Origin of the sequence: Micromonospora sp. NPDC049114 (assembly GCF_040648635.1) — a bacterium.
Lineage (GTDB): Bacteria > Actinomycetota > Actinomycetes > Mycobacteriales > Micromonosporaceae > Micromonospora.
Genome location: NZ_JBEZEA010000002.1, coordinates 522,815 through 546,958, shown reverse-complemented (window position 1 = coordinate 546,958; position 24,144 = coordinate 522,815). Strand labels below are relative to the sequence as shown.

Genomic DNA, 24,144 nt, shown 5'->3' with positions numbered 1-24,144 from the left:
AACAGTTACCGGTCGTCACGTCAATATGGAGGAACCATGGAGACGGCGGAACCCCAGGGCGCTGCGGTCGCCGAACGGCTGCTCACGTCGTCGCTGCGGACCAGCTACGACCCGGTGGTCGAGATCGACTGGGACGCGCCGCACACCCCGGGCGCCTACTGGCTTCCGCCGCACCGCAGCAGCCTCTACGGCACCCCGCTCTGGTCCGGGTTGAGCGAGGAGCAGCGGATCGAACTCACCAAGCACGAGGTGGCCAGCGCGGCCAGCGCCGGTCTGTGGTTCGAGACGATCCTCATGCAGATGCTGATCCGGCACTACTACGACGCCGACCCGACCAGCCCGCGCGCCCAGTACGCGCTGACCGAGGTCGCCGACGAGTGCCGGCACTCGATCATGTTCGGTCGGCTGATCGAGGCGATGGGCTGTCCCGTCTACCGGGCGGACCCGCTCGACCACCTGCTCGGCCGGTTCCTCAAGGCGACCGCCAGCGGCCCCCGGATGTACGCCGCGATCCTCGTCGCCGAGGAGATCCTCGACGCGTTCCAGCGCGAGATCATGGTGGACGAGTCGCTGCAGCCGCTCATCCGGATGGTCTCGCGCATCCACGTCGTCGAGGAGGCGCGACACGTGCGGTTCGCCCGCGACGAGCTGGCCCGCCAGGTCGCGGCTGCCGGACCGGTGGGCATGGCGTACGCCCGCCTGCTGGTCGGTCGTGCCGCACACTCGATCGCCAACCGTCTCGTGCACCCCGACGCGTACGCGGCGGTGGGGATCCCGCCGGCGGTGGGCCGGGCCGCCGCCCGCGCCAACCCGCACTGGCAGGCCACGCTGCGGTGGTCGGCGGCCCGGGTGCACGACCACCTCGCGGGCGTCGGGCTGGTGGGCGGGCCGGGGCGGCGGTTGTGGGCCCGGGCCGGGCTGATCTGACGGCCGTCGTCCGGGCGGGCGCGGCGTCGACGGGTTCTGCCGGCGGCGGGACGGTGGCGATGAACTGCCCACATCAGGCAGCCGTCAGGCACGCCCGATCCGCGGCTCGTGCCGGCCGGTGAGGCGCAATCCGACACCGCGTACGGCCTCGATCGTGGCACCGGCGCCGAGGGCCCGCAACTTGGGGCGCAGCCGCTTCACCAGAGACTGCACGTCCGCTCTGCGCTCGCGTCCCTCGTCGTGCCAGACCGACCGGTGCAGCTCGGCGTAGCTCCAGATCCGGACCGGCTCGGTGATCAGGCAGGTCAGCAGGTCGTGCTCCAGCCGGGTCAGGTCGACCTCGCGACCCGCGTACCGGGCGGTGGACCGGGCCGAGTCGATGACCAGGGCGGGCTCGGGCTCGACGGTGGGCGTCGGGCTCGACTGTGGTTCGCCGAGAGGGCCGGCTCGTTGCTGCGGCACCGCGATCAGCCGGCGCAGCTCGTCGAGGTCGGCCACCAGCAGCAGCGGCGCGATCCCGTCGAGACGCTCCGCGAGCCGGATGCGCTCGGTAGGGGACGGCGTCACCGCGATCAGCAACGGAAACGGCTCGTCGGTCGGGTCGGACCCGTCCGCCGCCGTCTCGTCGTCCTCGGCCACCACACCGCCCGGGATCGATGGGCATCCCTGCCCAGCTGTCGTCATGGTCCTGACAATGATTGGCAAGCGCGCCGCCAGCAGGGCAACCGTTAGCGACAAGTTGCTCACAGCAAGTTCTTGATCGTCCTTTCCTCTCGATCATAGTGTCCACTCGGGCAACCGGCGTGACCCGCGCGGTGCATGGGGAGGCATGAGGGGGTCCGTTCGCTCGGCTCCACCGAGCTGGATCTCGCGCACTCTCACCATGGCCCACTACACCCCTGGGTCGTTCTGAGGGAGGCAGCACCGATGTTCAGACGTCCACAATGGAGACGCACGGCCAAATCGCTGGTCAGCGCCAGCGCGGCGACGATCCTCGCCGCCACATGCCTGGTCAGCGTCAGCTCCGGCGCGCAGGCCGCGCCCGGTTCGCTGGGAGCGGGCACCGCCGCCGGGGACAAGATCCGCCCGGAGCTCGCCCGGCAGCTTGAGGCCAAGACCGCAGGGGACTTCTGGATTCGGTTCAAGGACCGGGCCGACCTGAGCAAGGCCAGTGCCATCAAGGACTGGACGAAGCGCGGCGCGGCAGTCGCGCAGACGCTGCGCGAGACCGCCGCCGGGAGCCAGGGCAAGATCCGCGCCGAACTCGACAGCTCGGGTACGAAGTACCAGACCTTCTGGGCCACCAACGCCATCAAGGTGAACAGCGGCTCCCTGGCGATGGCGCAGAAGTTCGCCGCCCACGCCGAGGTCGAGGGCCTCTACGCCCCGGTCGCCTACAAGCTGCCCGAACTCACCAAGGGCACCGACGAGAAGACCGTCAACTCCGTCGAGTGGGGCGTTGCCAACATCAACGCCGACGACGTCTGGTCCCAGTACGGCGTCACCGGCGAGGGCGTCACCATCGCCAGCATCGACAGCGGCGTGCAGTACGACCACCCGGCGTTGGTGAACTCCTACCGCGGCAACAACGGCGACGGCACGTTCGACCACAACTACAACTGGTTCAACGCCGCCGGGACGTGCGCCGACGCGCCCTGCGACGACGACGGCCACGGTACGCACACCATGGGCACCATGGCCGGCTCCGCCGGCGCGAACCAGATCGGTGTCGCGCCCGGCGTCAAGTGGATCGCCGCGAACGGCTGCTGCCCGACCGACGCGGCGCTGATCGAATCCGGCCAGTGGATGCTCGAACCGACCGACCTGCGCGGTCAGAACCCGGACGCCAGCAAGCGGCCGAACATCATCAACAACTCCTGGGGCACCCGGAACCCGTCGAACGAGCCCTTCATGGAGGACGTGACGCTGGCCTGGGCCGCGTCCGGCATCTTCGGGGTCTTCTCCAACGGCAACAGCGGGCCGGCGTGCCAGACCAGCGGCTCACCGGGAAGCCTCGCCAGCAACTACTCAGCCGGCGCGTACGACGTCAACAACACCATCGCGAGCTTCTCGGCGCGCGGCGTCGGGCAGAACGGCGAGATCAAGCCCAACATCTCCGCGCCCGGCGTGAACGTCCGGTCGAGCGTTCCCGGCAACGGGTACGCCGCCGCCAGCGGCACGTCGATGGCCGCCCCGCACCTGGTGGGCGCGATCGCCCTGCTGTACTCGGCCGCGCCGTCGCTGATCGGTGACGTCGACGGAACCCGCGCGCTGCTCAACGGCACCGCTGTCGACAAGGCCGACGACCAGTGCGGCGGTACCGCCGCGGACAACAACGTCTGGGGTGAGGGCCGGCTGGACGCCCTCGCGCTGCTCAACGCCGCCCCGACCGGCGACGTCGGCACCCTGGCCGGCACGGTCACCGACGCGGCCACCGGCGCACCGATCGCCGGCGCGACAGTGACCCTCACCGGTCCGGCGTCGCGTGAGATCACCACCGGCGCCGACGGCACCTACTCGACCCAGGTCCCGACCGGCGACTACCAGGTCGTCGTGTCGGCGTTCGGCTACGGCAGCACCACGAAGTCCGCGACTGTCGCCAACCGCGCGACCACGACGCTCGACGTCGCCCTGACGGCGGTGCCGCGCGTCAACGTCACCGGCTCGGTCACCGACGGCTCCGGCCACGGCTGGCCGTTGTACGCGAAGGTGACCGTGAGCGGCCCGTCCGGCGTGTACGACTACACGACGCCCTCGAACGGCCGATACAGCATCACGCTGCCGGCCGGGCAGACGTACACCCTGACGTACGAGGTGCAGTACCCGGGCTACCAGAGGGTCACCAAGGAGGTCGTGGTCGGGACGCGGAACGTGACCGCCAACGTCGCGGTGCCGGTGGACACCACCAGGTGCACGACGGCGCCCGGCTACACGTTCGGCTCCGACGGCGAGTACGAGACCTTCGACGCGACGACCACCCCGGCCGGTTGGACGGTGGTGGACAACGCGGGCAGCGGTCAGGTCTGGAAGTTCACCGACGACGGCGGTCGGGGCAACCTGACCGGTGGCACCGGCAACTTCGCGATGATCGACAGCGACGACTACGGCGCGGGCACCAGCCAGGACACCTCCCTGGTCAGCCCGGTGGTCGACCTGACCGGCGTCACGGCCCCGGTCATCCGGTTCAACCAGGACTTCAACCAGCTCAACGACGACACCGCAGACGTCGACCTGAGCATTGACAATGGCGCGACCTGGACGAACGTGCTCCGACAGGAGACCGACGTCCGGGGCCCGAAGCTCACCGAGATCCCGATTCCGCAGGCGGCCGGCAAGGCGCAGGTCCAGGTGCGGTTCCACTACTACGACGCCTCGTACGAGTGGTGGTGGGAGGTCGACAACGTTCTCATCGGCAGTCAGGTCACCTGCGTGCCGGTCGACGGCGGTCTGGTCGTGGGCAACGTCCGCGACAAGAACGACAACAGCTACGTCAACGGCGCCACCGTCACCAGCAACGACCGGCCCGCCGAGAAGGCGGTCACCGTGGCGACCCCGGACGACCCGGGACTGCCCGACGGGTTCTACTGGATCTACTCGACGCTGACCGGCACCCACAAGTTCACCGCGACGGCCGGCAACTACGTCAGCCAGAGCAAGCAGGTCGACGTCGAACCCGACTGGGCCACCGCCGCGAACTTCGTCCTCGCGGCCGGCCGGTTGTCGGTGACACCCACCCAGTTGAGCGCGACGGTCCAGATGCCCAGCGGCAAGGCCACCAGGACGTTCACCGTGACCAACACCGGCGGAGCACCGGTCGAGGTCGGCTTCGGCGAGCGGGACAACGGCTTCGAGCTGCTGCGGGCGGACGGTTCCCGGGTGACCCGGCAGCAGGTGCTCGGCGCGGCCGGCGCACCGGAGCAGCGGCTGAGCGTCCCGACGTCGTTCGCGGCCAGGGCGTCCGGCAAGGCGACGTCGGCGACCACCGCCGCGGCCGGCCCGCAGGCCGCCCCGTGGACGGACATCACCGACTTCCCGACCAACATCATGGACAACCGGGTCGTCACCCTGGACGGCAAGGTGTACTCGATCGGCGGTGGCGACGGAAGCGCCTCCACCGCGAAGACCTACGCCTACGACCCGGTCGCGCAGACCTGGACGGCGGCGGCCGACCTGCCGGGCGCCCGTAACGCGCTGACCGTTGGCGTGGTCGGCGGGAAGATCATCGCAACGGGTGGCTGGGGCGCCGAGGGCCCCGACGCCGCCACCTGGTCGTACGACCCGGGGGCCAACAGCTGGACCGAACTGGCCGACAACCCGGCGCCGCGTTCCGCGGCCGGGCAGGCCGTCGTCGGCGGCAAGCTCTACGCCGTCGGCGGCTGCACCACCGCGGAATGTGTGCCGATGTCGAACACCGTGGTCCGCTACGACCCGGGCACCGACGCCTGGGAGACGCTGGCGAACTACCCGAAGTCGGTGGCCTTCGCCTCCTGCGGCGGGATCGACGGTGTTCTCTACTGCACCGGTGGCAACGACGGCACCGCGGCGCAGAAGGCCAGCTACGCCTACGACCCGGGTGCCAACACGTGGACCGCCATCGCCGACGCGCCGACGGACAACTGGGCCAGCTCGTACGCGGTGGCCAGCGGCAAGCTCCTCGTCGTGGGTGGTTCGCAGGGCGGCGCCATCAGCAACGCCGGCTTCGCCTACGACCCGGCCACCAGCTCGTGGTCGAACCTGCCGAACGCCAACACCGCCCGGTACCGGGGTGGCGCGGCGTGTGGCTTCTACAAGATCGGTGGCTCGTCGGGCAGCTTCAACGCGGCACCGGACAGTGAGGTGCTGCCGGGCTTCGAGGGGTGTGTCGAGGCGGCGGCCGACGTCAGCTGGATGACGATCGACAAGTCGACTGTCACCCTCGCGCCGGGGGAGAAGGTCACTGTCACCGTCGGGATGACGGCGAACGTGGACCAGCCGGGCACCTACTCGGGTGCGGTCACGATCAAGGAGAACACGCCGTACTCGGTGGCGCCGGTGGCGGTGACCATGACGGCGACGCCCCCGAAGACCTGGGGCAAGCTGATGGGCACGGTGACCGGGACCAGTTGCCAGGGCGCGACCTCGCCGATCGCCGGCGCGGTGGTCCAGGTGGACTCGTGGGCGATGTCGTGGACGTTCGCGACCGACAGCGCCGGCAAGTACGCCTACTGGGTGGACCGCCGGAACAACCCGCTCACGATGATCGTCGCCAAGGACGGCTGGAAGCCCCAGACCCGTCAGACGAGGATCGACACCACCACTCCCGCGGTGGAGAACTTCGCGTTGGCACCCATCCGGTGCTGACACCCTGCGGTAAGCGGTAGCGCACCATCCGGCCCGCCTGGTCCTCGACCAGGCGGGCCGGACCGGCCTTCGCGACGGCGGGGCGCGCGCTCAGACGGGCGCGAGCCGGAAGCCGACGCCGCGGACCGCGTGGATGGTGGTGGCGGCGTCGAGCCGGGCCAGCTTGCGACGCACCCGACGAACCACGGAGTGCATGTCGGACCCGCGGCCGAGGTGCCGGTTGCCCCAGACCTCAAGGTGCAGTCGCTCGTAGGTCCAGACCTGCCCGGGAGCGTCGACCAGGCAGAGCAGCACGTCGTGCTCCAGTCGGGTCAGGTCGATCTCCTGGTCGCGCCAGCGCAGCACCCGGCGGTCGGAGTCGACGCTCAGATCCGGCGGCGGCTGCGGGCTCGGCGCCACCTCCGCGAGCACGGTCTGGGCGGGAGGAGGTGCGACGGGGGGCATCTCGACCACCCCGAGGAACTCCCGCGCCTGGTCCACGTTCGAGACGATCAGGAAGGCGTCGGTCCCGCCGAGCAGGCGGGCCAACTGCCGGCGCTCAGCCGGCGAGGACGCGATGCCGATGACCAGCGAGGCGACCGGAATTCCCTGCATTGCCCAACCCCTTCCGGTTCCCCACAATCACTCCGGATGGTTTTCGCACCGCCGAGGACGACCATCGATCGGCGTCCTGACCCTAGTGGTGGCTCGTCTCGGCTGGGTAAAACATAGTTGCATGTAAGCATGTGAATGACTGTCGACGTCACGGCCGTGCGGACGGCTTGGCGACAACGAAGGGTCGGCGGGGGTTCGGGAAGCGGGATCGCCCGGTTTTCTCCGGTGGTGACCGGCGGTTGTGACAGAACGAAGACAATCCACGGACGGCGTCCGGACCTGGCCGGCCGAACATGGTCGACATGCCTCACGGATCGTCGTACCCCGTCAGTCGGTCCTCGCCTCGACCCGCGCGGGCGCTGCCGTCCGGCGGCGCCGCCGTTGCGCCGGGCCTGCGGCTGCTCGCAGCGGCTGTCTGTTTCCTGTTCGCCCTGGGCCTCACCGGCCTGTTGTTCGTGTGGACCGACCGGGGTCAGTTGATCGACGGGCTGCTCCTGCCGCGTGCCGAACGGGGTGGCGGATACGAGCAGCCCGGCGATCTGTTCGGGCCGGCGACTGTCGTCCTGCGGCACTTCGGCCGGCCCTCGACGCTCGCCGCCCTGCTCGGCGGGGTGCTGGTGGTGGGTCTGCTCGGTCGTCGACTGCTGGCCGGCCTCACGGGTGTGGGCCTGGTGCTGTGCGCGGTCGTGACGGCCGGTGCGGTGAAGTCGGCACTGCCCCGTCCGGACTTCGCGATCGAGGGCTCGACCACCCACAACAGTTTTCCCAGTGGCCACGTCGCGGTCGCGACGGCTCTGGTGCTGGCCTACCTGCTGGTCCTGCCGGGCTGGGCCCGACGGTGGTCGGTCGTGCCGGGCGCGGCGGCTGTCTCGGTGATCGGCGCGGCCACGATGATCGCGGGCTGGCACCGGTTCAGTGACGTGCTCGGTGGCGTCCTGCTGAGTGCGGCGCTGTTCTGCCTGGCCGCGGCGGCGCTGACGCTCCGACGTGGCGGCGACGCGCCGCGCCCAGGTGCCATGCCGGTCGCCGGTCGCGCCTGGCGCGCGTTCGCCGAGGCGGCGGTGGGGTTGATCGTGCTCGGCTGGGTGGTTCGGGTGCTGCTGCCCGGTCCGGCCGCCGGACTGCCGTGGGGGCCGCTCGTGGCCATTTCGGCGGCGGCCGTGCTGACGGCGCTGGCGGTGGGCGTGGCGGTCTTCCTGGTGGCGTCGGTGGAGTTCACAGGGCCGGTGGATCGGCCGCAGCGGGAGGCGGCCCACCCGGGGTCCATGGAGCGCCTGCTGGCGACGGACAGCAGGACGGCAGGGCGCTGACGGGTCGATACCCGACCCGCGAGACATCGACCAAAGGCGAATAAATCTCATGATGGGATACTGGACGGCATGCCACAGGTCCTGCTGATCGAAGATCACCAGACGGTCCGCGACGGACTGCAGCTGGCGCTCACCCGGCAGGGCCACTCGGTCGTCGCCGTGGCGACCGGCGAACAAGGCTTGGAACGACTGCAGACGGCGGCGTCCGACGTGGTGGTCCTCGATCTCATGCTGCCCGGTATGGACGGGTTCGAGGTTTGCCGCCGGATCCGGCAGCAGGGCGACCTGCCCATCATCATGCTCACCGCCCGCAACGACGACATGGACGTGGTTGCCGGCCTGGAGGCAGGCGCCGACGACTACGTGGTCAAGCCGGTGCAGGCCCGGGTGCTCGAAGCGCGCATCCGGGCGGTGCTGCGACGCACCGGCGGCGACTCGCGGCGCCCCGGCCCCGAGCGGCCCGGGCTGCACCAGCACGGCGCCCTGACCATCGACCGGGCCGCGCTGGTGGTCAGCAAGGACGGGGCGCCGGTCAGCCTGGCCCCGACGGAGCTGCGGCTGCTGCTCGAACTCTCGCACACGCCAGGCCAGGTGCTCAGCCGCCAGCAACTGCTGGAGGCCGTGTGGGAGCACGGGTACCTCGGCGACTCACGGCTGGTGGACGCCTGCGTCCAGCGGCTGCGCGCCAAGATCGAGGACGAGCCGTCGGCGCCGGTCTACATCCAGACGGTACGTGGCTTCGGATACCGGTTCGGGCCGCTGTGACCCCCTGGCACTGGGCCTGGGCCATGGCACTGGGCCTGCGCGTCCGCCTGCTCCTGGCCTTCGCCCTGCTGGGCGTGACCACCACGGCGGTGGTGGCCAGCGGAAGCTACTTCCAGGCCCGGACGGTCATCCTCCAGCAGGCGCAGGACGCGGCTGTGGCGTCGCTGACCGACGAGCTGTCGAAGGTGTATCCGATCGTCGGTCTGCCGCCGAACCAGGAGGAACTCGACATGCTGGCCCAGCGCCTCTCCGACCGGGAGGGGGACGCCGTGGTCCGCTACGGGGATCTGTGGGCGCAGAGCGTCGTCGACGAGTCCGACGTGCTCACCCCGGAGCTGCGGCAGGAGGTGGCGGGCGGTCGCATCGCCTGGCAGCGCGTCGATCGCCACGGCAAGCACCTGCTGCTCATCGGCACGCAGCTCAGGTTCGACAGGTCCGACGGAACGTCCGTGCCGTCGGGCGTGGAGGTCTACTCGGTGCGCAGCCTCGACTCCGAACAGCAGAGCATCGACCGGCTCGCCATGCTGGCGTGGGTGACTGGCGGTCTCTCCCTGATCCTCGCCGTCCTGCTGGCCCTGCTGGCCGCGCGGGGCGTGTTGCGGCCGGTACGGGAGCTGGGCCGCGCGGCACGCCGGCTCGGCGAGGGCGACCTGTCCACCCGGTTGACCGTTCGGGGTGTCGACGAACTGGCCGACGTGGCCCGCACCTTCAACGACACCGCTGGGACCCTGGAGCGTCAGGTCGGGGAGCTGCGGCGGATGGAGGCCGACGCGCGGCGCTTCGTGGCCGACGTGTCGCACGAACTCCGTACGCCCCTGGCCGCGATGACGGCGGTCACCGACGTGCTGGACGAGGAGGCGGACCGGCTGCCGGGGGACGCCGGCCAGGCCGCCCGGCTCGTCAGTCAGGAGACCCAGAACCTCACCCAGCTGGTCAACGACCTCATCGAGGTCAGCAGGTTCGACTCCGGCACCGCCCGGCTCGCCCTCGACGACGTCGACGTCGCGGCGGCGGTCAACGCGACCCTGCGGCTGCGCCGGTGGGCCGATCGGGTGGAGGCGGATCTGCCGTCCGGTGTCATCGCCCGGCTCGATCCCCGCCGGCTGGACGTCATAGTCGCCAACCTGGTCGGCAACGCCTTCCGGCACGGCCACGAGCCGGTGTCCGTACGCCTGCGCGCCGAACCGGACTGGATCACCATCGAGGTCGCCGACCACGGGCCGGGGCTGGACCCGGAGGTGCTGCCGCACGTCTTCGACCGCTTCTACAAGGCCGACACCGCGCGGACCCGCTCCGAGGGCAGCGGCCTGGGCCTCGCCATCGCGTGGGAGAACGCGCGACTGCACCGGCACGCCGGTCAGCCGGGAAGTCTGGTGGCGGGCAACACCCCCGACTGCGGAGCGGTGTTCACGCTGCGCCTGCCCCGGGTGGCGTCGGAGACCGTGGACGCCGGAGGCGTACGGTGATCGGCGCGTGGCGGACACGTACGGCGCCGCGCCGACGCGTGACGCGGACGCTGCTCGCGGTCGGGCTTCTGCTCACCCTGCTCACGGCCGGCTGCGGAGTCCGGCCCAGCGACGTCATCACCGGCCGCGCCGCGGTGAGCGGGCCGTCCGCGGGCGCGGGTCTCTACCTCATCTCGCACGGCGAGCTGGCGCTCGTCCTGCGCGCGACGAAACCCGGCCCCGGTCCGTCGTCGCCGGCCGACGCGCTCGCGCTGCTCGCGGCCGGTCCCACCCCGACCGAGCGGGAGGCGGGGCTCAGCAGCGAGGTGCCATCCGACGCCGCGCCGGCCAAGGTGGCGCCGAGCGTCGACGAGCCCGGCATCACGGTGACGATGTCGGGTGCCGTGCTGCCGCTGTCGACAGTCGCGGCCAACCAGATCATCTGCACCGTGGTGTTCTCCATGTCGGGAAACGGTGCCACCCCGGTCACCCTCGTCGGGCCGGACGGCACCCGGCCAGCGTGGCCCTGCTGGCTCGAGTGACCGGGGCGAACGCCGCTCACACCAGATCGACAGCCCGTGCCGGCCGGGGCAGCCCGAACGAGGCGACCCGAGGACTGTCGACGAGCGCGCCGGAGATCAGGATGTCGAGCAGGGCGGGAAACTCGATCCCGGCCCGCTGCCAGATCTGCGGGAACTGCGACGCGGCGGTGAATCCCGGGAAGGTGTTGACCTCGTTCACGATGGGCTCCGCGCCCTCGCCGGAGAGGAAGAAGTCGACCCGCAGCAGGCCTCGGCAGTCGAGGGCGTGGAAGGCGCGGATCGCCCGGTCCTGGAGCACCTCGGTGGTGGCCGGATCGAGCGGGGCGGGGATCTCAAAGACGGCCCCGCCGTCGTACTTCGCGTCGTAGTCGAAGAAGCCCGCGCCGTTCACCCGGATCTCCAGGGGCGGCCCGGCCTGCACCCGGCCGTCGGGGTACTGCAGGACGGCGACGTCGATCTCCCGTCCGCGCGCCCCCTGCTCGACGAGCACCTTCGGATCGACCTCGCGGGCCTGCTCGACTGCGGCGGGCAGCGCCGCCCAGTCCGTCACCCGGACCACGCCCAGGCTGGAGCCGGCCCGCGCCGGCTTGACGAAGACCGGCAGGTCCAGTCGCTGCCGCTCGGCCGGCGACAGGTGCTCCCCGGGTCGCAGGGTCACACCCGGGCTCACCCGCAGGCCGTCCGCGGCGAGGAGCCGCTTGGTGACGCCCTTGTCCATGCCCGCCGCGCTGGCGAAGACACCGTTGCCGACGTACGGCACGCCGAGCCATTCCAGCAGCGACGCGACGGTTCCGTCCTCGCCGTACGGACCGTGCAGGGCCGGGAACACCACGTCCTGGGCGCGCAGCACCCGAAGCGCCTGCGGCAGGGGAGTGGGACGGCCGTCGACGTGCCACCCGCCGTCGGTGTCGATGAGCACCTCGGTGACCTGGTACCGCTCGTGGTCCAGCCCGGCCAGAATGCTCTCTCCCGAGCGCCGCGACACCTCGTGCTCGCCGCTCTGTCCGCCGTACAGCACTGCCAGTCGCGTTGTCATGCGACGTCCGCCCTTTCGTGGAGATGATCGCGGCCCACCCGGGCCCCGATGCCGGTCAAGATCTCGTTTGGGTTGGTGCCGGCCCAGCGCGCCCACTCGGTGGCGGTCGGCGGGGTGGCGTCGTCGCCGGCGGGGCCGAGCACGACGACCGGATCGCCGATGGTCACCGGCAGGTCACCGGCGTCGACCACGCACTGGTCCATGGCGATGCGCCCGACGATCGGGCAGCGCCGGCCGCCGAGCCACACCTCGGCGCGGCCCTCGGTGGCCCGGGGCAGCCCGTCGGCGTAACCGAGTGGCAGCAGCGCCAGCGTCGTCGGCGCGGAGGTCACGTGCTCCGGCCCGTAGGAGACACCCGTGCCGGCGGCCACCCGCTTCACGTTGACCACTGTCGTCCGCAGCGTCAGGGCCGCCCGCAGCCCGAACGCGCCGGGGCCGAGCGCGCCGAACGGGTCGACGCCATAGAGGGCCAGCCCGATCCGGCAGAGGTCGAAGCGGGTCCGGGGCGCCGACAGCGCCGCCGCCGAGTTGGCCAGGTGCACGAGGTCGGGATCGAGGCCGGCGCCGCGGGCGATGTGCAGCGCCTCGGTGAACGTCCGCACCTGACGGGCCAGCCCGGGGGTGCCGGGCACGTCCGCGTCGGCCAGGTGCGACCACACGCCGCGCACCCGGACGGCACCCTCCGCCTCGTACTTGCGGGCCCAGGTGACCAGGTCGGGCCAGTCGTCGCGGCCGGCGCCGTTGCGGGTCAGGCCGGTGTCGGCCTTGAGCTGCACCGTCGCGGGCACGCCGAGGCGCACTGCCGCGTCGGCCACGGCGTGCAGGTGGGTGATCGTCGAGACGCCGACGTCGACACCCGCGTCGATCAACGTGTCGAAGTCGTCGTCCGGTCGGTGCAGCCAGCTCAAGGTGGGCGCGGTGATGCCCGCGTCCCGCAGGGCCAGCGCCTCGGACGCCGAGGTCACCCCCAGCCAGGTGGCGCCGGCGCGCAGCGCGGCCCGGGCGACCGGCACCGCCCCGTGGCCGAACCCGTCCGCCTTCACCACGGCCATCAGCTCGGTGTCGGTGACCGCGGCGACCGTACGCACGTTGTCGGCGATCGCCCCGAGGTCGATCACCGCCTCGGCCAGCGCGCTCATCCGGCCACCGCCGGGCGGCGCGTGCCGGGAAGCGCGAACAGCCAGTGGCCGTGCAGCCGCAGCACGCCGCGGTGCACGGCGAGGCTCAGGCCGATCACGAGCGCGGTCAGCAGGATCGGGTAGCCGAGCACGAGCAGGCTCTGGGCAACCGGGTCCAGCCCCGAGACCGGGGCGGACAGCAGCCGGTGCAGCAGCGCGAGGAGCGGCATGTGGATGACGTAGATGGGCAGCGTGACGCGTCCGAGCGCGGCCAGCCGGTCGCTGAGGGCGGGCCGCCGCGCCAGCCGGGCGGCGGCGGTGACGCCGAACGCCACCGCCACGACGGAGACCACCGGCCACACGCCGAACCACCGCTGGGCGCCGGCCGCCGCCATCGCGACGAGCGCGACGGCGTACGCCCCGGACGTCAGCACGAGTCGCCGCCGGGTGGCCGTGGCCGCCCACCGCTCGATCCACGGCCGCAGGTACAGGCCGGCGAGGAAGAAGACCAGGTTCTGATAGAGGCCCGCGCGGTTGCCCGGGGTGGCCAGCAGGCCGGCGGCCGCGACGGCGGACAACACCGCCGCGGGTACGCCCACCAGCAACCGGGGCAGCCGGCGGGTCGCCTTGGCGAGCGTGAAGTAGAGCGCCAGGGCGTACAGGTACCAGAGGTTGGAGGGCGTGAGGGTGAGCTGCGCCAGCAGGCCGAGGACGGACGTGGCCCGGTCGGTCGGGAAGTCCGGTGTCAGGGCGAGGACCGCCGTGTGGATCAGCAACCACACCGCGTACAGGTAGAGGAACCCGGCGATGCGGCCGCGGCCGACGGTGCGCCAGGGCCGCTGCACGGCGTTGGCCGCGAAGACGCCGGAGATGGTGAAGAAGAGCGGCATCCGCAGCGGCAGGAACTGCTCGCCGAGCGTGCCCCACAGGCCGGGCACCGGCAGGCCGACGTGCCAGTCGATCTGGAGGTAGTCCTTGACGACGACGTGCCACGCGACGACGAGGATGATGCACACGCCCTTCGCGGCGTCGGCCCACTGCACGCGCGGTGACCGGCCCGAGGCGACGCCGGCCTCGGGCCGCCGTCGGTGGCGGAACCGGACGCGCGTGTCGGCGTCGTACCCCTCGGGCCGCGATTCGGTGAAAGACAGCTCTTGGATCACTCAGCAGAAGGTGCCAGCCGGATATCCGCGCCCGATCCACGAATTGTCATGAACCGGTAATGGACTCGGCCGGATCGTCGTGCGGGAACCACGACCATCGAGCCGGCGACGCGTTGGGAACCGGGGGGAGCGCTACTAGGCTCGATCGCGGAGGTGCCGAACATGAAGCTCGGGCTGCACTACTGGAATTTCTCGACTCCGGCCGATCCGGCCGCCATCGCGCCGACCCTCACCGAGGCGGCGACCGTCGCCGAACAGGCCGGCGTGGCCTCGTTCACGGTCATGGACCACTTCTTCCAGATGGAGGCGCTGGCCCCGGCCGAGGAGCCGATGCTGGAGGCGTACACGACGCTGGGCTACGTCGCGGCGCAGACCCGCCGCATGACGCTCGGTGTGCTGGTCACCGGTGTGATGTACCGCTATCCGGGGCTGCTGGCCAAGACCGTGACGACCCTCGACGTGCTCTCCGGCGGCCGGGCCCGGCTCGGCATCGGGGCGTCCTGGTACGAGCGGGAGCAGCGCGGGCTCGGCGTGCCCGTGGTGCCGGTCGCCGAGCGGTTCGAGCGGCTGGAGGAGACGCTGCGGATCTGCCGGCAGATGTGGAGCGACGACAACGGGCCGTTCGACGGGCGGCACTACCAGCTTACGGAGACGATCAACTCGCCCCAGCCGTTGCGCCGTCCGCACCCGCCGATCATGATCGGCGGCAGCGGCGAGAAGAAGACGCTGCTGCTGGTCGCCCGGTACGCCGACGCCTGCAACCTGTTCGGCACGGGCGCCGAGGGGATCGCGCACAAGCTGGACGTGCTGCGCGGGCACTGCGCCGCCGAGGGCCGCGACTACGACAGCATCGAGAAGACCGTGCTGGCCAGCAAGCCGCCGCTGGAGGATCTCGACGCGTTCCTCGCCGAGGTGTCCGACTACGCCGCGCTCGGCGTCAGCGAGGTGCAGGTCACGCCGGACCGGCACCCCGTGGAGTTCGCCCGGCGGCTCGGCGACGAGGTGCTGCCGCGGCTGGCCGACATCGGCTGACGCGGGCGTGGCCGAGCATTGTGAACGCAAGGCCAATTCGCGGTGGATTGCTGGTGCGGCACCCGCCGAGTCGCAATGACAAGGTTCAAACAAATGGCTGCTCCGCCCGTCGGAAATTGTTTTTCCGGCGGGTCGGGCAGCCTCGCCGACCGCCACCGATCTGGAGTCGCCCGATCCAGGGCGAATTGCTGACGAGGAGCCGGCTGCTCGCCCACGACGACGAGGGCCGCCCTCCCGCCGGAGCGGGGGGACGGCCCTCGTCGGTGACCGGTCAGCGGACCGAGGCGGGGAACCTCTCCCACACCCGGTGCGCGGCCATCAACTGCTGCACTCCGGTCAGCGCCTCGGCGCCCGAGCCGGCGGACACGATGCCCGGGGTGCCGGCCACCCCGGCCTGCTCCAGCACGGTGACGCCGGCGCCCCAGGCGCCGATCGCCTTGGCGTGCCGCCAGCACTCCTCGACCAGGAGCAGCACGCGGGGATCGACTGTCGACGCGTCCGGCCGGCCGGCCTTGGCGTCGCGGGCGGGCAGCGCGTCCGGCGCGGGCACCGGCGCCCCGGCCAGCAGGAGCGCGTCCAGCTCGACCGACCGGCCGGTGGCGAAGGTCCGCTGGACGGGCATGTCGCCCACCATCCCGCCGTGCGGGGCGATCAGCAGCGGCACCATGCCGGCCTCGAACACGGCCCGGCGGACCTCGTGGACGCCGTCCAGGTCACCGTCGGGGTCCACGACGATCCCGACCATGCGACCGTCGGCGGGCCATGCCTTGCCGACCTGCGACAGGGCCGGGCTCGGCGCGACGTCGGCCAGCGGCACCGTCGGCTGCGGCGCGGGCAGCCCCAGGCCGGTGGCGACCTGCTCGCACAGCACCGGGTCGATGTTGGCGAGGCACTGGAGCTGGCGCTCCTTGATCGCCTGGTGGTAGCACTTGCCCAGCTCGAAGGTGTACGCCCGGATGATGTGCTCCTTCTCGACCGGCGACATGCTCAGCCAGAACAGGCGGACCTGGCTGTAGTGGTCGTCGAACGAGGCCGGGTTGGCGCGGACCTTGGGCGCCTGCGCCACGGTCACCGGCACGTCCAGGAACGCGTGCTGGGCGTCGCCGGCCGGGAAGGGGTTGCCACCGTCGAGCGAGTTCGGCCGGTACGGCGCCACTCCGGCGTGTACGGCGTGCTGGTGGAAGCCGTCGCGCAGCATGTCGTTGACGGCGGCGTGCGGGCGGTTGATCGGGATCTGCGCGAAGTTCGGCCCGCCGAGGCGGGTGAGCTGCGTGTCGACGTACGAGAAGAGCCGGCCCTGCAACAGCGGGTCGTTCGTGACGTCGATGCCCGGCGGCAGGTGGCCGAGGTGGAAGGCGACCTGCTCGGTCTCGGCGAAGAAGTTCGTCGGCGTCCGGTTGAGGACGAGCCTGCCGATCGGCTGCACCTCGGCCAGTTCCTCCGGGACGATCTTGGTGGCGTCCAGCAGGTCGATCCCGGCGAAGGTCTCCTCGGGGGTGTCGGGGAAGACCTGGATGCCGAGTTCCCACTCGGGGAACGCGCCGGCCTCGATCGCGTCGTAGAGGTCCCGACGGTGGAAGTCGGGGTCGATGCCGCCGAGCATCTGCGCCTCCTCCCAGGTCAGGGAGTGCACGCCGAGCTTCGGCTTCCAGTGGAACTTCGCCAGCACCGTCTCCCCGGCCTCGTTGACGAGGCGGAAGGTGTGCACACCGAAGCCCTCCATCGTCCGGTACGAGCGCGGGATGCCCCGGTCGGACATGTTCCACATGGTGTGGTGCTGCGCCTCGGTGTGCAGCGAGACGAAGTCCCAGAAGGTGTCGTGCGCGCTCTGCGCCTGCGGGATCTCCCGGTCGGGATGCGGCTTCGCGGCGTGGATGATGTCGGGGAACTTGATGGCGTCCTGGATGAAGAAGACCGGCATGTTGTTGCCGACCAGGTCGAAGGTGCCCTCGTCGGTGTAGAACTTCGTCGCGAAGCCACGGGTGTCCCGGACGGTGTCGGCCGAGCCGCGCGATCCGAGCACGGTGGAGAACCGGACGAAGACGTCCGTCTCGCGCCCCTTGGCGAGGAAGCCGGCCCGGGTGACCGCCTCGGCGGTGCCGTAGGCCGTGAACACCCCGTGCGCGCCGGCGCCCCGGGCGTGCACCACACGCTCCGGAATGCGCTCGTGGTCGAAGTGCGTGATCTTCTCGCGCAGGTGGTGGTCCTGGAGCAGCACCGGCCCCCGGGGTCCGGCCTTGAGCGAGTGGTCGGTGTCGCGCAGTCGGGCCCCGTTGGCCGTGGTGAGGTACGCGCCCTGCTGGCCCTTCGCGGTCGAAGGCACGCCGGTCTCGGCGCCGGTCGGCGTACGGGTCTGCGGTTGGCCCTGCTCCGGCTTCGGCGGCAGCGGGTCGTGGGGCGTGGTCGGTTCCTCGACCGGTGGGGGTGCGCTGCCCGGGGCGCCGGGCACCTCGGGCGTCAGAGCGTCGGCGATCTTCTCGGAGGCGGTCTTCACGACGTTCTTGACCGCCTCGGCGGGCTTGCTGGAATCCACTGGGTGAACCTCTCCATGGAGCGTTTGGGCAGGCCCCTGCACCCCTACCCCTGGTCGGAGGGTCGAAACGCGCGGTAGATCCGATCTGCGGGTGGGACTGGTGATTTCACCGATGCGGGGGTCGAGCGAAGCGGCGAAGACTGACGAACGTCGATATCGCTCGACTCTAGGGAGTGCCCGACGTGTCGTCACCAACCACCACCCGTCCCCGTTCCGGGCCCGCTCGGGCCGTCCGGCTCGCGCTGGCCGCCACTCTGCTCGCCGCCGGCGTCCTCGCCGGTCCCGCCCCCGCGCAGGCGGCGAGCCCGTACGAGCGGGGCCCCGCCCCGACCGCCGCGATCCTGGAGGCCAGCCGCGGCCCCTTCGCCACCGCCTCGCAGAGCGTGTCCTCGCTGAGCGTCACCGGCTTCGGCGGCGGGGTCATCTACTACCCGACCAGCACCAGCGAGGGCACGTTCGGCGCCATCGCCATCTCGCCCGGCTACACGGCCGCCTGGTCCAGCATCAGCTGGCTCGGACCGCGCATCGCCTCGCACGGCTTCGTGGTGATCGGGATCGAGACCAACACCCGGCTCGACCAGCCCGACAGCCGCGGCCGGCAGCTGCTCGCCGCGCTCGACTACCTCACCGAGCGCAGCTCGGTGCGTAGCCGGATCGACAGCAGCCGCCTCGCGGTCGCCGGCCACTCGATGGGTGGCGGCGGCACCCTGGAGGCCGCGTCGGCCCGGCCGTCGCTCCAGGCCGCCGTGCCGCTGGCGCCGTGGAACCTGGACAAGAGCTGGTCCGAGCTGCGGGTGCCCACGCTGATCATCGGAGGCGAGAGCGACACTGTCGCGCCTGTCGCGTCGCACTCGGTGCCGTTCTACACCAGCATCCCGGCCTCGGCCGAGAAGGCGTACCTGGAGTTGAACGGCGCGAGCCACTTCTTCCCGCAGACGGTCAACACGCCGACGGCCCGGCAGATGGTGGCCTGGTTGAAGCGGTTCGTCGACGACGACACCCGCTACGAGCAGTTCCTCTGCCCGGGCCCGAGCGGGTCGGCGATCGAGGAGTACCGCAACACCTGCCCCAGCTACTGAGCGGGTCGGTTCGGGGCGGTCGCCGGTGGCGGCCGCCCCGGTCGCGTCGGCGCATTGAAGGTCTTGACGCCGCAACCGAGAAACGTACACTGCGAGTGTAAATAACACCCGCCACGGCAGAGGGATGGGTGATGGAGCGCGGGCTCGAACTGCACGGCATCGGCGTCCGTTTCGGCGGCCTCACCGCCCTCGACGACGTCTCGCTGCAGGTGCCACCCAACCGGGTGGTGGGCGTGATCGGGCCCAACGGCGCCGGCAAGACCACGTTGTTCAACGTGATCTGCGGCTTCGTGACGCCCGAGTCGGGTTCGCTCACGCTGGACGGTCGTCCGCTGCGACCACGGCCGCACCGGCTGACCAGACTGGGCATCGCCCGGACGCTGCAGGGGACCGGGCTCTTCGCCGGTCTCAGCGTCCTGGAGAACGTGATGACCGGCGCGTCGCACACCGCCCGCGCCGGCTTCGCGTCGGCGCTGTTCGGGCTGCCCCGCAGCGACCGCGACGAGCGCCGGCTGCGCGAGCACGCCCTGGAGGTCCTCGACGACCTGGGGATCGCCCGGCACGCCGACGCCGCGCCGGGCACGCTGCCCTTCGCCGTACGCCAGCGGGTCGCCCTGGCCCGCGCGCTCGCCGCGCGGCCCCGGCTGCTGCTGCTCGACGAACCCGCGGGCGGCCTCGGCGCCGACGACATCGCCGAGCTCGCCGAGCTGGTGCGGCAGCTTCCCCGGCGTGACGCCGACCCGTGCGCGGTGCTGCTCGTCGAGCACCACATGGACCTGGTGATGGCCGTCTGCGACGAGCTCGTGGTGCTCGACTTCGGTCGGGTGATCGCCGCCGGCACGCCGGACGAGATCCGCGACGACACGACTGTCGCCGACGCCTACCTCGGCGCCCTCGTCGAGGAGGCCGCACCGTGAGCGCGAGGAGTGAGCCGGGTTTGCGAGCCCCGCAGTCGCGAACGAAAGGTGGCTCACCGTGAGCGCGAGGAGTGAGCCGGGTTTGCGAGCCCCGCAGTCGCGAACGAAAGGTGGCTCAGCGTGAGCGCGGCCGAGCTGCTCGTGGTGCGGGGGCTGGTGGCGGGTTACGGTGCCGCGCCGGTGTTGCGGGCCGTCGACCTCACCGTGCCCGCCGGCACGATCGCCGCCGTCGTCGGCGCCAACGGCGCCGGCAAGACGACGCTGCTGCGCGCGCTCTCCGGCATGATCCGCCCGTCCGCCGGCCAGGTCGTCCTCGCGGGGGAGGACCTGGGGGGTACGCCTGTGGAGCAGCTCGTCCGGCGCGGCATGGCGCACGTGCCGGAGGGGCGGGGCGTGATCAGCGAGTTGACCGTCGACGAGAACCTGCGGCTCGGCGGGCTGTGGCGGCGGGACCGGGCGGACGCCGGCCGTGCCCTCGACGAGGTCTACCAGCTCTTCGAGCCACTCGCCAGGCGTCGCCGGCACCTCGGCCACCAGCTCTCCGGTGGTGAGCGGCAGATGCTCGCGTTGGGCCGGGCGCTGGTCGGCCGGCCGCGCCTGCTGCTGCTCGACGAGCCGTCGCTCGGCCTGGCGCCCCGGGTGGTCGCCCGGACCATGGCGCTGCTGCGCCACCTGCGCGACCGCACGGGCCTGACCGTGCTGCTCGTCGAGCAGAACGTGCGCAGCGCGCTCGCCGTGGCCGACCAGGGCGTCGTGATGTCACTGGGCCAGGTGGTGATCGCCGCCCCGGCGGCGACGCTGCGGGACGACGACGACCTGCGCCACGCGTACCTCGGTTTCTGACCCACCTCGTCCCCTGGAGGGAGGACTGTTGGACCGCTTCGTCTTCCTCACCGTCGACGGTCTGTCGCGGGGCGCGGTGTATGCCGCGTTCGCGCTGGCGCTGGTGCTCATCTGGCGGGCGGCGCGGGTCGTCAACTTCGCCCAGGGGGCGATGGCCGTCGCCGCCGCGTACGTCGCGTACTCGGTGTCCGCCGCGACCGGCTCCTACTGGCTCGGCTTCCTGGTCGCGATCGTCGCCGGCCTGCTGCTCGGCGCGCTGGTGGACCGGGTCGTGATGCGGCACGTCGACCACGCGTCGCCGCTCAACCCGGTGATCGTCGCGCTCGGGCTGGTGCTGGTGCTCCAGGCCGTGCTGGGCATGGTGTACGGCAACGAGTTCCGACCCGCCGACGTCCCGTTCAGTCGGTCCGCCCTCACCGTCGGCGGGGTCGCCGTGCTGTCGCCGTACGACCTGTTCGTCTTCGCCACGATCGGGGTGGTGGTCAGCGCGTTGGCCTGGATGTTCGCGCGTACCGCTGTCGGGTTGCGGATGCGCGCGGCGGCCTTCGCACCGGAGGTCTCCCGTCTGCTCGGTGTCAACGTCGGCGGGATGTTGACGCTCGGCTGGGCGCTCGCCTCCGGGGTGGGCGCGCTCGCCGCGATGCTTGTCATCCCGACCGAGTTGGGCCTGCACCCGCACGCCATGGACCTGGTGTTCGTCTCGGCGTTCACCGCGGCGGTGGTCGGCGGGCTGGACAGTCCACCGGGCGCGGTGGTCGGTGGCCTGGTGGTGGGTCTGCTGCTCTCCTACGTCAGCGGGTACGCCGGCAGCGACCTCACCCCCCTCGCCGTGCTCGTCCTGCTGCTGGCGGTGCTGCTGGTCCGGCCCGGCGGGTTGTTCGCCCCGGTCGCGGCGAGGCGGGTGTGAGCGCCACCCGGGCGGCCCTGCCGCCGAGGCAGCGGGCCGCCGAGACCGGCGATCGTCCCCTCGACCGCGGGCGTCGCGGTTCCACGCTGCTGCGGCACCTCGCCGTGCTGCTCGTCGTGGGGCTGGTGCTGGTGGCGGTCAGCTACGCCGTCGAGCCGTTCCGCAACTTCCAGCTCGCCACCGTGGCGGCGTATCTCTGCGCCACCGCCGGGTTGACAGTCCTCACCGGGCTCAACGGTCAGCTGTCGCTGGGGCACGGGGCGTTGATGGCGACCGGCGCGTACACCGTGGCCCTGTGCCAGAACGCGTTCGCCGACCGGGGGTTGACCGGCGGCTGGCTGTTGCCGCTGTCGCTGGTCGCGGCCGTCCTGGGCACTGTCGCGGTAGGCGCGGTGGTAGGTGTGGCGGCGGCCCGGCTGCGCGGGCCCTACCTCGCCGGGGTGACGCTCGCCGTGGCCGTCGTGGTGCCGGCGTTGGCCGTCACCTTCGACGGCGTCTTCAACGGCGAGCAGGGGCTGTCGGTGCCGGTGGAGCCGCCGCCGCTGGCGCTCGGCGCGTACTTCCCGTACGAGCGGTGGCAGCTCTGGCTCTCGGGCGCTGCCACCCTGCTGGCCCTGCTGCTGGTGGCGAACCTGGTCCGCAGCCGGTACGGGCGGACCTTCCGGGCGGTCCGCGACGACGAGGTGGCGGCCCGGCTCGCGGGCATCCACGTGGCCCGCACGCAGGTTCTCGCCTTCGTGGTCAGTGCCGCCACCGCCGGGCTCGGCGGCGGTCTGCTCGCGATGCTCGCGCAGAGCGTCTCGCCCGGGGCGTTCTCGTTGACCCTGTCGCTCTTCCTGCTGATGGCTGTGGTGATCGGTGGCCTCGGTCGCCTCGCCGGCGCGCTGTGGGGGGCGGTGCTGCTGGTCGCCCTGCCCGATCTCACCCATTCCGTGACCGAGCTGCTCACCCTCTCGCCGGCGGTGGCGCAGCGGCTGGAGGGCAACCTCCCGTTGGCGATCTTCGGCGTCACGCTGATCGTCGTGATGATCGCCGCGCCCGGCGGTGTGCAGGGTCTGCTGTCCCGTCTCGGCCGAGGGCTGCTGGCCCGCTGGCCGGCGCGGCGTTCCTGAGCTGTCCCCGGCCCGGCCTCGGCCGGGCGCCTCACCACCACACCGTTCCCAGAAGAACCGGACCGAGAAAGGTCGGTGTTTCCCATGCACCGTACGGCACGACGCGGTCTCGCGATCGCCAGCACCATCGCCCTGCTCGTCACCGCCGCGGGCTGCAGCGGCGACGACGGCCCCACCTCCGGCGGGGGGTCGGTGCCGGGGGTCACCGACACCGAGATCGTCGTCGGCACCCACATGCCGCTCACCGGGCCGGCCTCGGCCGGCTACTCCAAGATCGCCCCGGCGACGAAGGCGTACTTCGACTACGTCAACGCCAACGGCGGCGTGCACGGCCGCAAGATCACCTACAAGATCATGGACGACGGCTACAACCCGGCGAACACCCAGCAGGTGGTACGCCAGCTCGTCCTGCAGGACAAGGTCTTCGCCGTCCTCAACGGCCTGGGCACGCCGACGCACACCGGTGTGCTCGACTTCCTCAAGAGCAACCGGGTGCCCGATCTCTTCGTCGCATCCGGCAGCCGCAGCTGGGACCAGCCCGACAAGTATCCCGGCACGTTCGGCTTCAACCCGGACTACACGATCGAGGGCAAGATCCTGGCCAACTACGCGAAGACGAACCTGGCCGGCCGCAAGGTCTGCTTCCTCGGTCAGGACGACGACTTCGGCCGCGACAGCCTGGCCGGCGTGGAGAAGGTGCTCGGCGCGGGGGCGGTGGCCGTCAAGCAGACGTACGTCACCAGCAACACCAACGTCGCGCCGCAGATCGGCGCGTTCAAGGCGGCCGGCTGTCAGGTCGTCATGCTGGCGACCGTGCCCGGCTTCACCGCGCTGTCCATCGGCACCGCCGCACGGCTGGGCTTCAAGCCGCAGTGGCTGGTCTCCAACGTCGGCGCCGACCACCCGACCCTGGCCAAGCAGCTCGGCGCCGCCGCCCCGCTGCTGGAGGGCATGGTCGGCACCAACTACCTGCCGATGCAGAACGACACCGCGAACCCGTGGATCCAGCTCTTCACGAAGATCAACAAGACGCACAACGGTGACGCGCCCTTCGACGGCAACACCGTCTACGGCATGTCGGTCGGCTACCTCTTCGTGCAGGTGCTGCTCGCCGCCGGCAAGGACCTCACCCGCGAGAAGGTGCTCGACGCGGTCCAGAAGGGCGGCTTCACCGGCCCCGGGCTCGCGCCGCTGCGCTTCTCCGCCGACGACCACTCCGGCTACGGCGGGCAGCGGTTGAGCCGGGTGAGCGGGGGAGTGCAGAGCTACTTCGGGCCGACGTACGAGACCGACGAGGGGGACGGCCCGGTCACCGAGTACACCGCCGCGCCGGTCGCGCCGCCGGCGAACGGGGTGCCCACCGTCTCCTGACGGGCCCGCCATCGCTGTCGTACGACCCGGGGGTCACCGCCTCCGGGTCGTACGACAGTGCCCGGACCCGGTGCGCCGTGCCGGATGCCGGCCGTTGACCGACACCGATC

19 protein-coding genes are annotated in these 24,144 nt (G+C 71.7%); 13 read left to right on the top strand and 6 right to left on the bottom strand.

Going from position 1 to position 24,144, the window contains the following annotated elements:
* The first annotated feature begins 36 nt into the window (after window positions 1–36).
* Window positions 37–927, top strand: coding sequence for a diiron oxygenase (locus AB0B39_RS10110; RefSeq protein WP_234588841.1), 891 nt, complete (start codon window positions 37–39; stop codon window positions 925–927).
* Window positions 928–1,011: 84 nt separating this feature from the next.
* On the opposite strand, the gene AB0B39_RS10105 is transcribed toward AB0B39_RS10110, so the two are convergent.
* Complete coding sequence (locus AB0B39_RS10105) at window positions 1,012–1,611, bottom strand: winged helix-turn-helix domain-containing protein (protein WP_357574060.1); 600 nt, start codon at window positions 1,609–1,611, stop codon at window positions 1,012–1,014.
* 243 nt (window positions 1,612–1,854) lie between these two features.
* Here AB0B39_RS10105 and AB0B39_RS10100 point away from each other — a divergent pair, with 243 nt between their 5' ends.
* Window positions 1,855–6,267, top strand: a complete 4,413-nt coding sequence (locus AB0B39_RS10100; protein ID WP_357574059.1) for a S8 family serine peptidase — start codon at window positions 1,855–1,857, stop codon at window positions 6,265–6,267.
* A gap of 90 nt (window positions 6,268–6,357) precedes the next feature.
* Here the strand turns inward: AB0B39_RS10100 and AB0B39_RS10095 are convergent, their stop codons facing one another.
* Window positions 6,358–6,861, bottom strand: a complete 504-nt coding sequence (locus AB0B39_RS10095) for a winged helix-turn-helix domain-containing protein (RefSeq protein ID WP_234588844.1) — start codon at window positions 6,859–6,861, stop codon at window positions 6,358–6,360.
* A gap of 302 nt (window positions 6,862–7,163) precedes the next feature.
* Here AB0B39_RS10095 and AB0B39_RS10090 point away from each other — a divergent pair, with 302 nt between their 5' ends.
* From AB0B39_RS10090 to AB0B39_RS10075, 4 genes are all read left to right on the top strand, one after another.
* Window positions 7,164–8,171 (top strand): phosphatase PAP2 family protein, encoded by a 1,008-nt coding sequence (locus tag AB0B39_RS10090; RefSeq protein ID WP_357574058.1) that lies wholly within the window; start codon window positions 7,164–7,166, stop codon window positions 8,169–8,171.
* A gap of 69 nt (window positions 8,172–8,240) precedes the next feature.
* Complete coding sequence (locus AB0B39_RS10085) at window positions 8,241–8,936, top strand: response regulator transcription factor (protein ID WP_234588846.1); 696 nt, start codon at window positions 8,241–8,243, stop codon at window positions 8,934–8,936.
* Window positions 8,933–10,402: a HAMP domain-containing sensor histidine kinase gene (locus AB0B39_RS10080; protein WP_357574057.1), complete on the top strand. Its 1,470-nt coding sequence runs from the start codon at window positions 8,933–8,935 to the stop codon at window positions 10,400–10,402. Before AB0B39_RS10085 ends, AB0B39_RS10080 begins: the two co-directional genes overlap by 4 nt.
* Window positions 10,403–10,440: 38 nt before the next feature.
* Window positions 10,441–10,923, top strand: a complete 483-nt coding sequence (locus AB0B39_RS10075; RefSeq protein WP_234588851.1) for a hypothetical protein — start codon at window positions 10,441–10,443, stop codon at window positions 10,921–10,923.
* A gap of 16 nt (window positions 10,924–10,939) precedes the next feature.
* On the opposite strand, the gene AB0B39_RS10070 is transcribed toward AB0B39_RS10075, so the two are convergent.
* Genes AB0B39_RS10070 through AB0B39_RS10060 form a run of 3 tightly spaced genes read right to left on the bottom strand, consistent with a single transcriptional unit; the run spans window position 10,940 to window position 14,240 of the window.
* Entirely contained in the window at window positions 10,940–11,959 is a 1,020-nt protein-coding gene (locus AB0B39_RS10070) for a D-alanine--D-alanine ligase family protein (protein WP_357574056.1), read from the bottom strand.
* Window positions 11,956–13,098, bottom strand: coding sequence for an alanine racemase (gene alr / locus AB0B39_RS10065; RefSeq protein WP_357574055.1), 1,143 nt, complete (start codon window positions 13,096–13,098; stop codon window positions 11,956–11,958). The genes AB0B39_RS10070 and alr overlap by 4 nt, the downstream gene beginning before the upstream one ends.
* Entirely contained in the window at window positions 13,095–14,240 is a 1,146-nt protein-coding gene (locus AB0B39_RS10060) for an acyltransferase family protein (RefSeq protein WP_357574054.1), read from the bottom strand. The genes alr and AB0B39_RS10060 overlap by 4 nt, the downstream gene beginning before the upstream one ends.
* A 162-nt stretch (window positions 14,241–14,402) precedes the next feature.
* On the opposite strand from AB0B39_RS10060, the gene AB0B39_RS10055 reads away from it, so the two are divergent.
* Window positions 14,403–15,272, top strand: a complete 870-nt coding sequence (locus tag AB0B39_RS10055; protein WP_357492396.1) for an LLM class F420-dependent oxidoreductase — start codon at window positions 14,403–14,405, stop codon at window positions 15,270–15,272.
* A 271-nt stretch (window positions 15,273–15,543) separates the two neighbouring features.
* Here AB0B39_RS10055 and AB0B39_RS10050 read toward each other — a convergent pair whose 3' ends face one another.
* A complete protein-coding gene (locus tag AB0B39_RS10050) occupies window positions 15,544–17,805 on the bottom strand; it encodes a catalase (RefSeq protein WP_357492394.1) in 2,262 nt (753 codons plus the stop codon).
* Window positions 17,806–17,987: 182 nt separating this feature from the next.
* On the opposite strand from AB0B39_RS10050, the gene AB0B39_RS10045 reads away from it, so the two are divergent.
* The 6 genes from AB0B39_RS10045 to AB0B39_RS10020 all read left to right on the top strand — a co-directional run bounded on the left by AB0B39_RS10045 (window position 17,988) and on the right by AB0B39_RS10020 (window position 24,034).
* A complete protein-coding gene (locus AB0B39_RS10045) occupies window positions 17,988–18,884 on the top strand; it encodes an alpha/beta hydrolase (protein WP_357492392.1) in 897 nt (298 codons plus the stop codon).
* A 131-nt stretch (window positions 18,885–19,015) separates the two neighbouring features.
* On the top strand, window positions 19,016–19,801 hold the full coding sequence (locus tag AB0B39_RS10040; RefSeq protein ID WP_357574053.1) for an ATP-binding cassette domain-containing protein: 786 nt from the start codon (window positions 19,016–19,018) through the stop codon (window positions 19,799–19,801).
* 120 nt (window positions 19,802–19,921) lie between these two features.
* Window positions 19,922–20,644, top strand: coding sequence for an ABC transporter ATP-binding protein (locus tag AB0B39_RS10035; RefSeq protein WP_357574052.1), 723 nt, complete (start codon window positions 19,922–19,924; stop codon window positions 20,642–20,644).
* 28 nt (window positions 20,645–20,672) lie between these two features.
* A complete protein-coding gene (locus tag AB0B39_RS10030; protein ID WP_355066448.1) occupies window positions 20,673–21,551 on the top strand; it encodes a branched-chain amino acid ABC transporter permease in 879 nt (292 codons plus the stop codon).
* A complete protein-coding gene (locus tag AB0B39_RS10025; protein ID WP_357574051.1) occupies window positions 21,548–22,663 on the top strand; it encodes a branched-chain amino acid ABC transporter permease in 1,116 nt (371 codons plus the stop codon). The genes AB0B39_RS10030 and AB0B39_RS10025 overlap by 4 nt, the downstream gene beginning before the upstream one ends.
* Window positions 22,664–22,747: 84 nt before the next feature.
* Window positions 22,748–24,034 carry an ABC transporter substrate-binding protein gene (locus AB0B39_RS10020; protein ID WP_357574050.1) on the top strand — a complete coding sequence of 429 codons (1,287 nt, stop codon included), beginning with the start codon at window positions 22,748–22,750 and terminating at the stop codon, window positions 24,032–24,034.
* The last annotated feature ends 110 nt before the right edge of the window (window positions 24,035–24,144 follow it).

What these genes read in the sequence shown, in the direction of transcription:
- AB0B39_RS10110 (WP_234588841.1), top strand. Translation starts at nt 37, where the DNA reads ATGGAGACGGCGGAACCCCAGGGCGCTGCGGTCGCCGAACGGCTGCTC.
- AB0B39_RS10105 (WP_357574060.1), bottom strand. Translation starts at nt 1,611, where the DNA reads ATGACGACAGCTGGGCAGGGATGCCCATCGATCCCGGGCGGTGTGGTG.
- AB0B39_RS10100 (WP_357574059.1), top strand. Translation starts at nt 1,855, where the DNA reads ATGTTCAGACGTCCACAATGGAGACGCACGGCCAAATCGCTGGTCAGC.
- AB0B39_RS10095 (WP_234588844.1), bottom strand. Translation starts at nt 6,861, where the DNA reads ATGCAGGGAATTCCGGTCGCCTCGCTGGTCATCGGCATCGCGTCCTCG.
- AB0B39_RS10090 (WP_357574058.1), top strand. Translation starts at nt 7,164, where the DNA reads ATGCCTCACGGATCGTCGTACCCCGTCAGTCGGTCCTCGCCTCGACCC.
- AB0B39_RS10085 (WP_234588846.1), top strand. Translation starts at nt 8,241, where the DNA reads ATGCCACAGGTCCTGCTGATCGAAGATCACCAGACGGTCCGCGACGGA.
- AB0B39_RS10070 (WP_357574056.1), bottom strand. Translation starts at nt 11,959, where the DNA reads ATGACAACGCGACTGGCAGTGCTGTACGGCGGACAGAGCGGCGAGCAC.
- alr (WP_357574055.1), bottom strand. Translation starts at nt 13,098, where the DNA reads ATGAGCGCGCTGGCCGAGGCGGTGATCGACCTCGGGGCGATCGCCGAC.
- AB0B39_RS10055 (WP_357492396.1), top strand. Translation starts at nt 14,403, where the DNA reads ATGAAGCTCGGGCTGCACTACTGGAATTTCTCGACTCCGGCCGATCCG.
- AB0B39_RS10040 (WP_357574053.1), top strand. Translation starts at nt 19,016, where the DNA reads ATGGAGCGCGGGCTCGAACTGCACGGCATCGGCGTCCGTTTCGGCGGC.
- AB0B39_RS10020 (WP_357574050.1), top strand. Translation starts at nt 22,748, where the DNA reads ATGCACCGTACGGCACGACGCGGTCTCGCGATCGCCAGCACCATCGCC.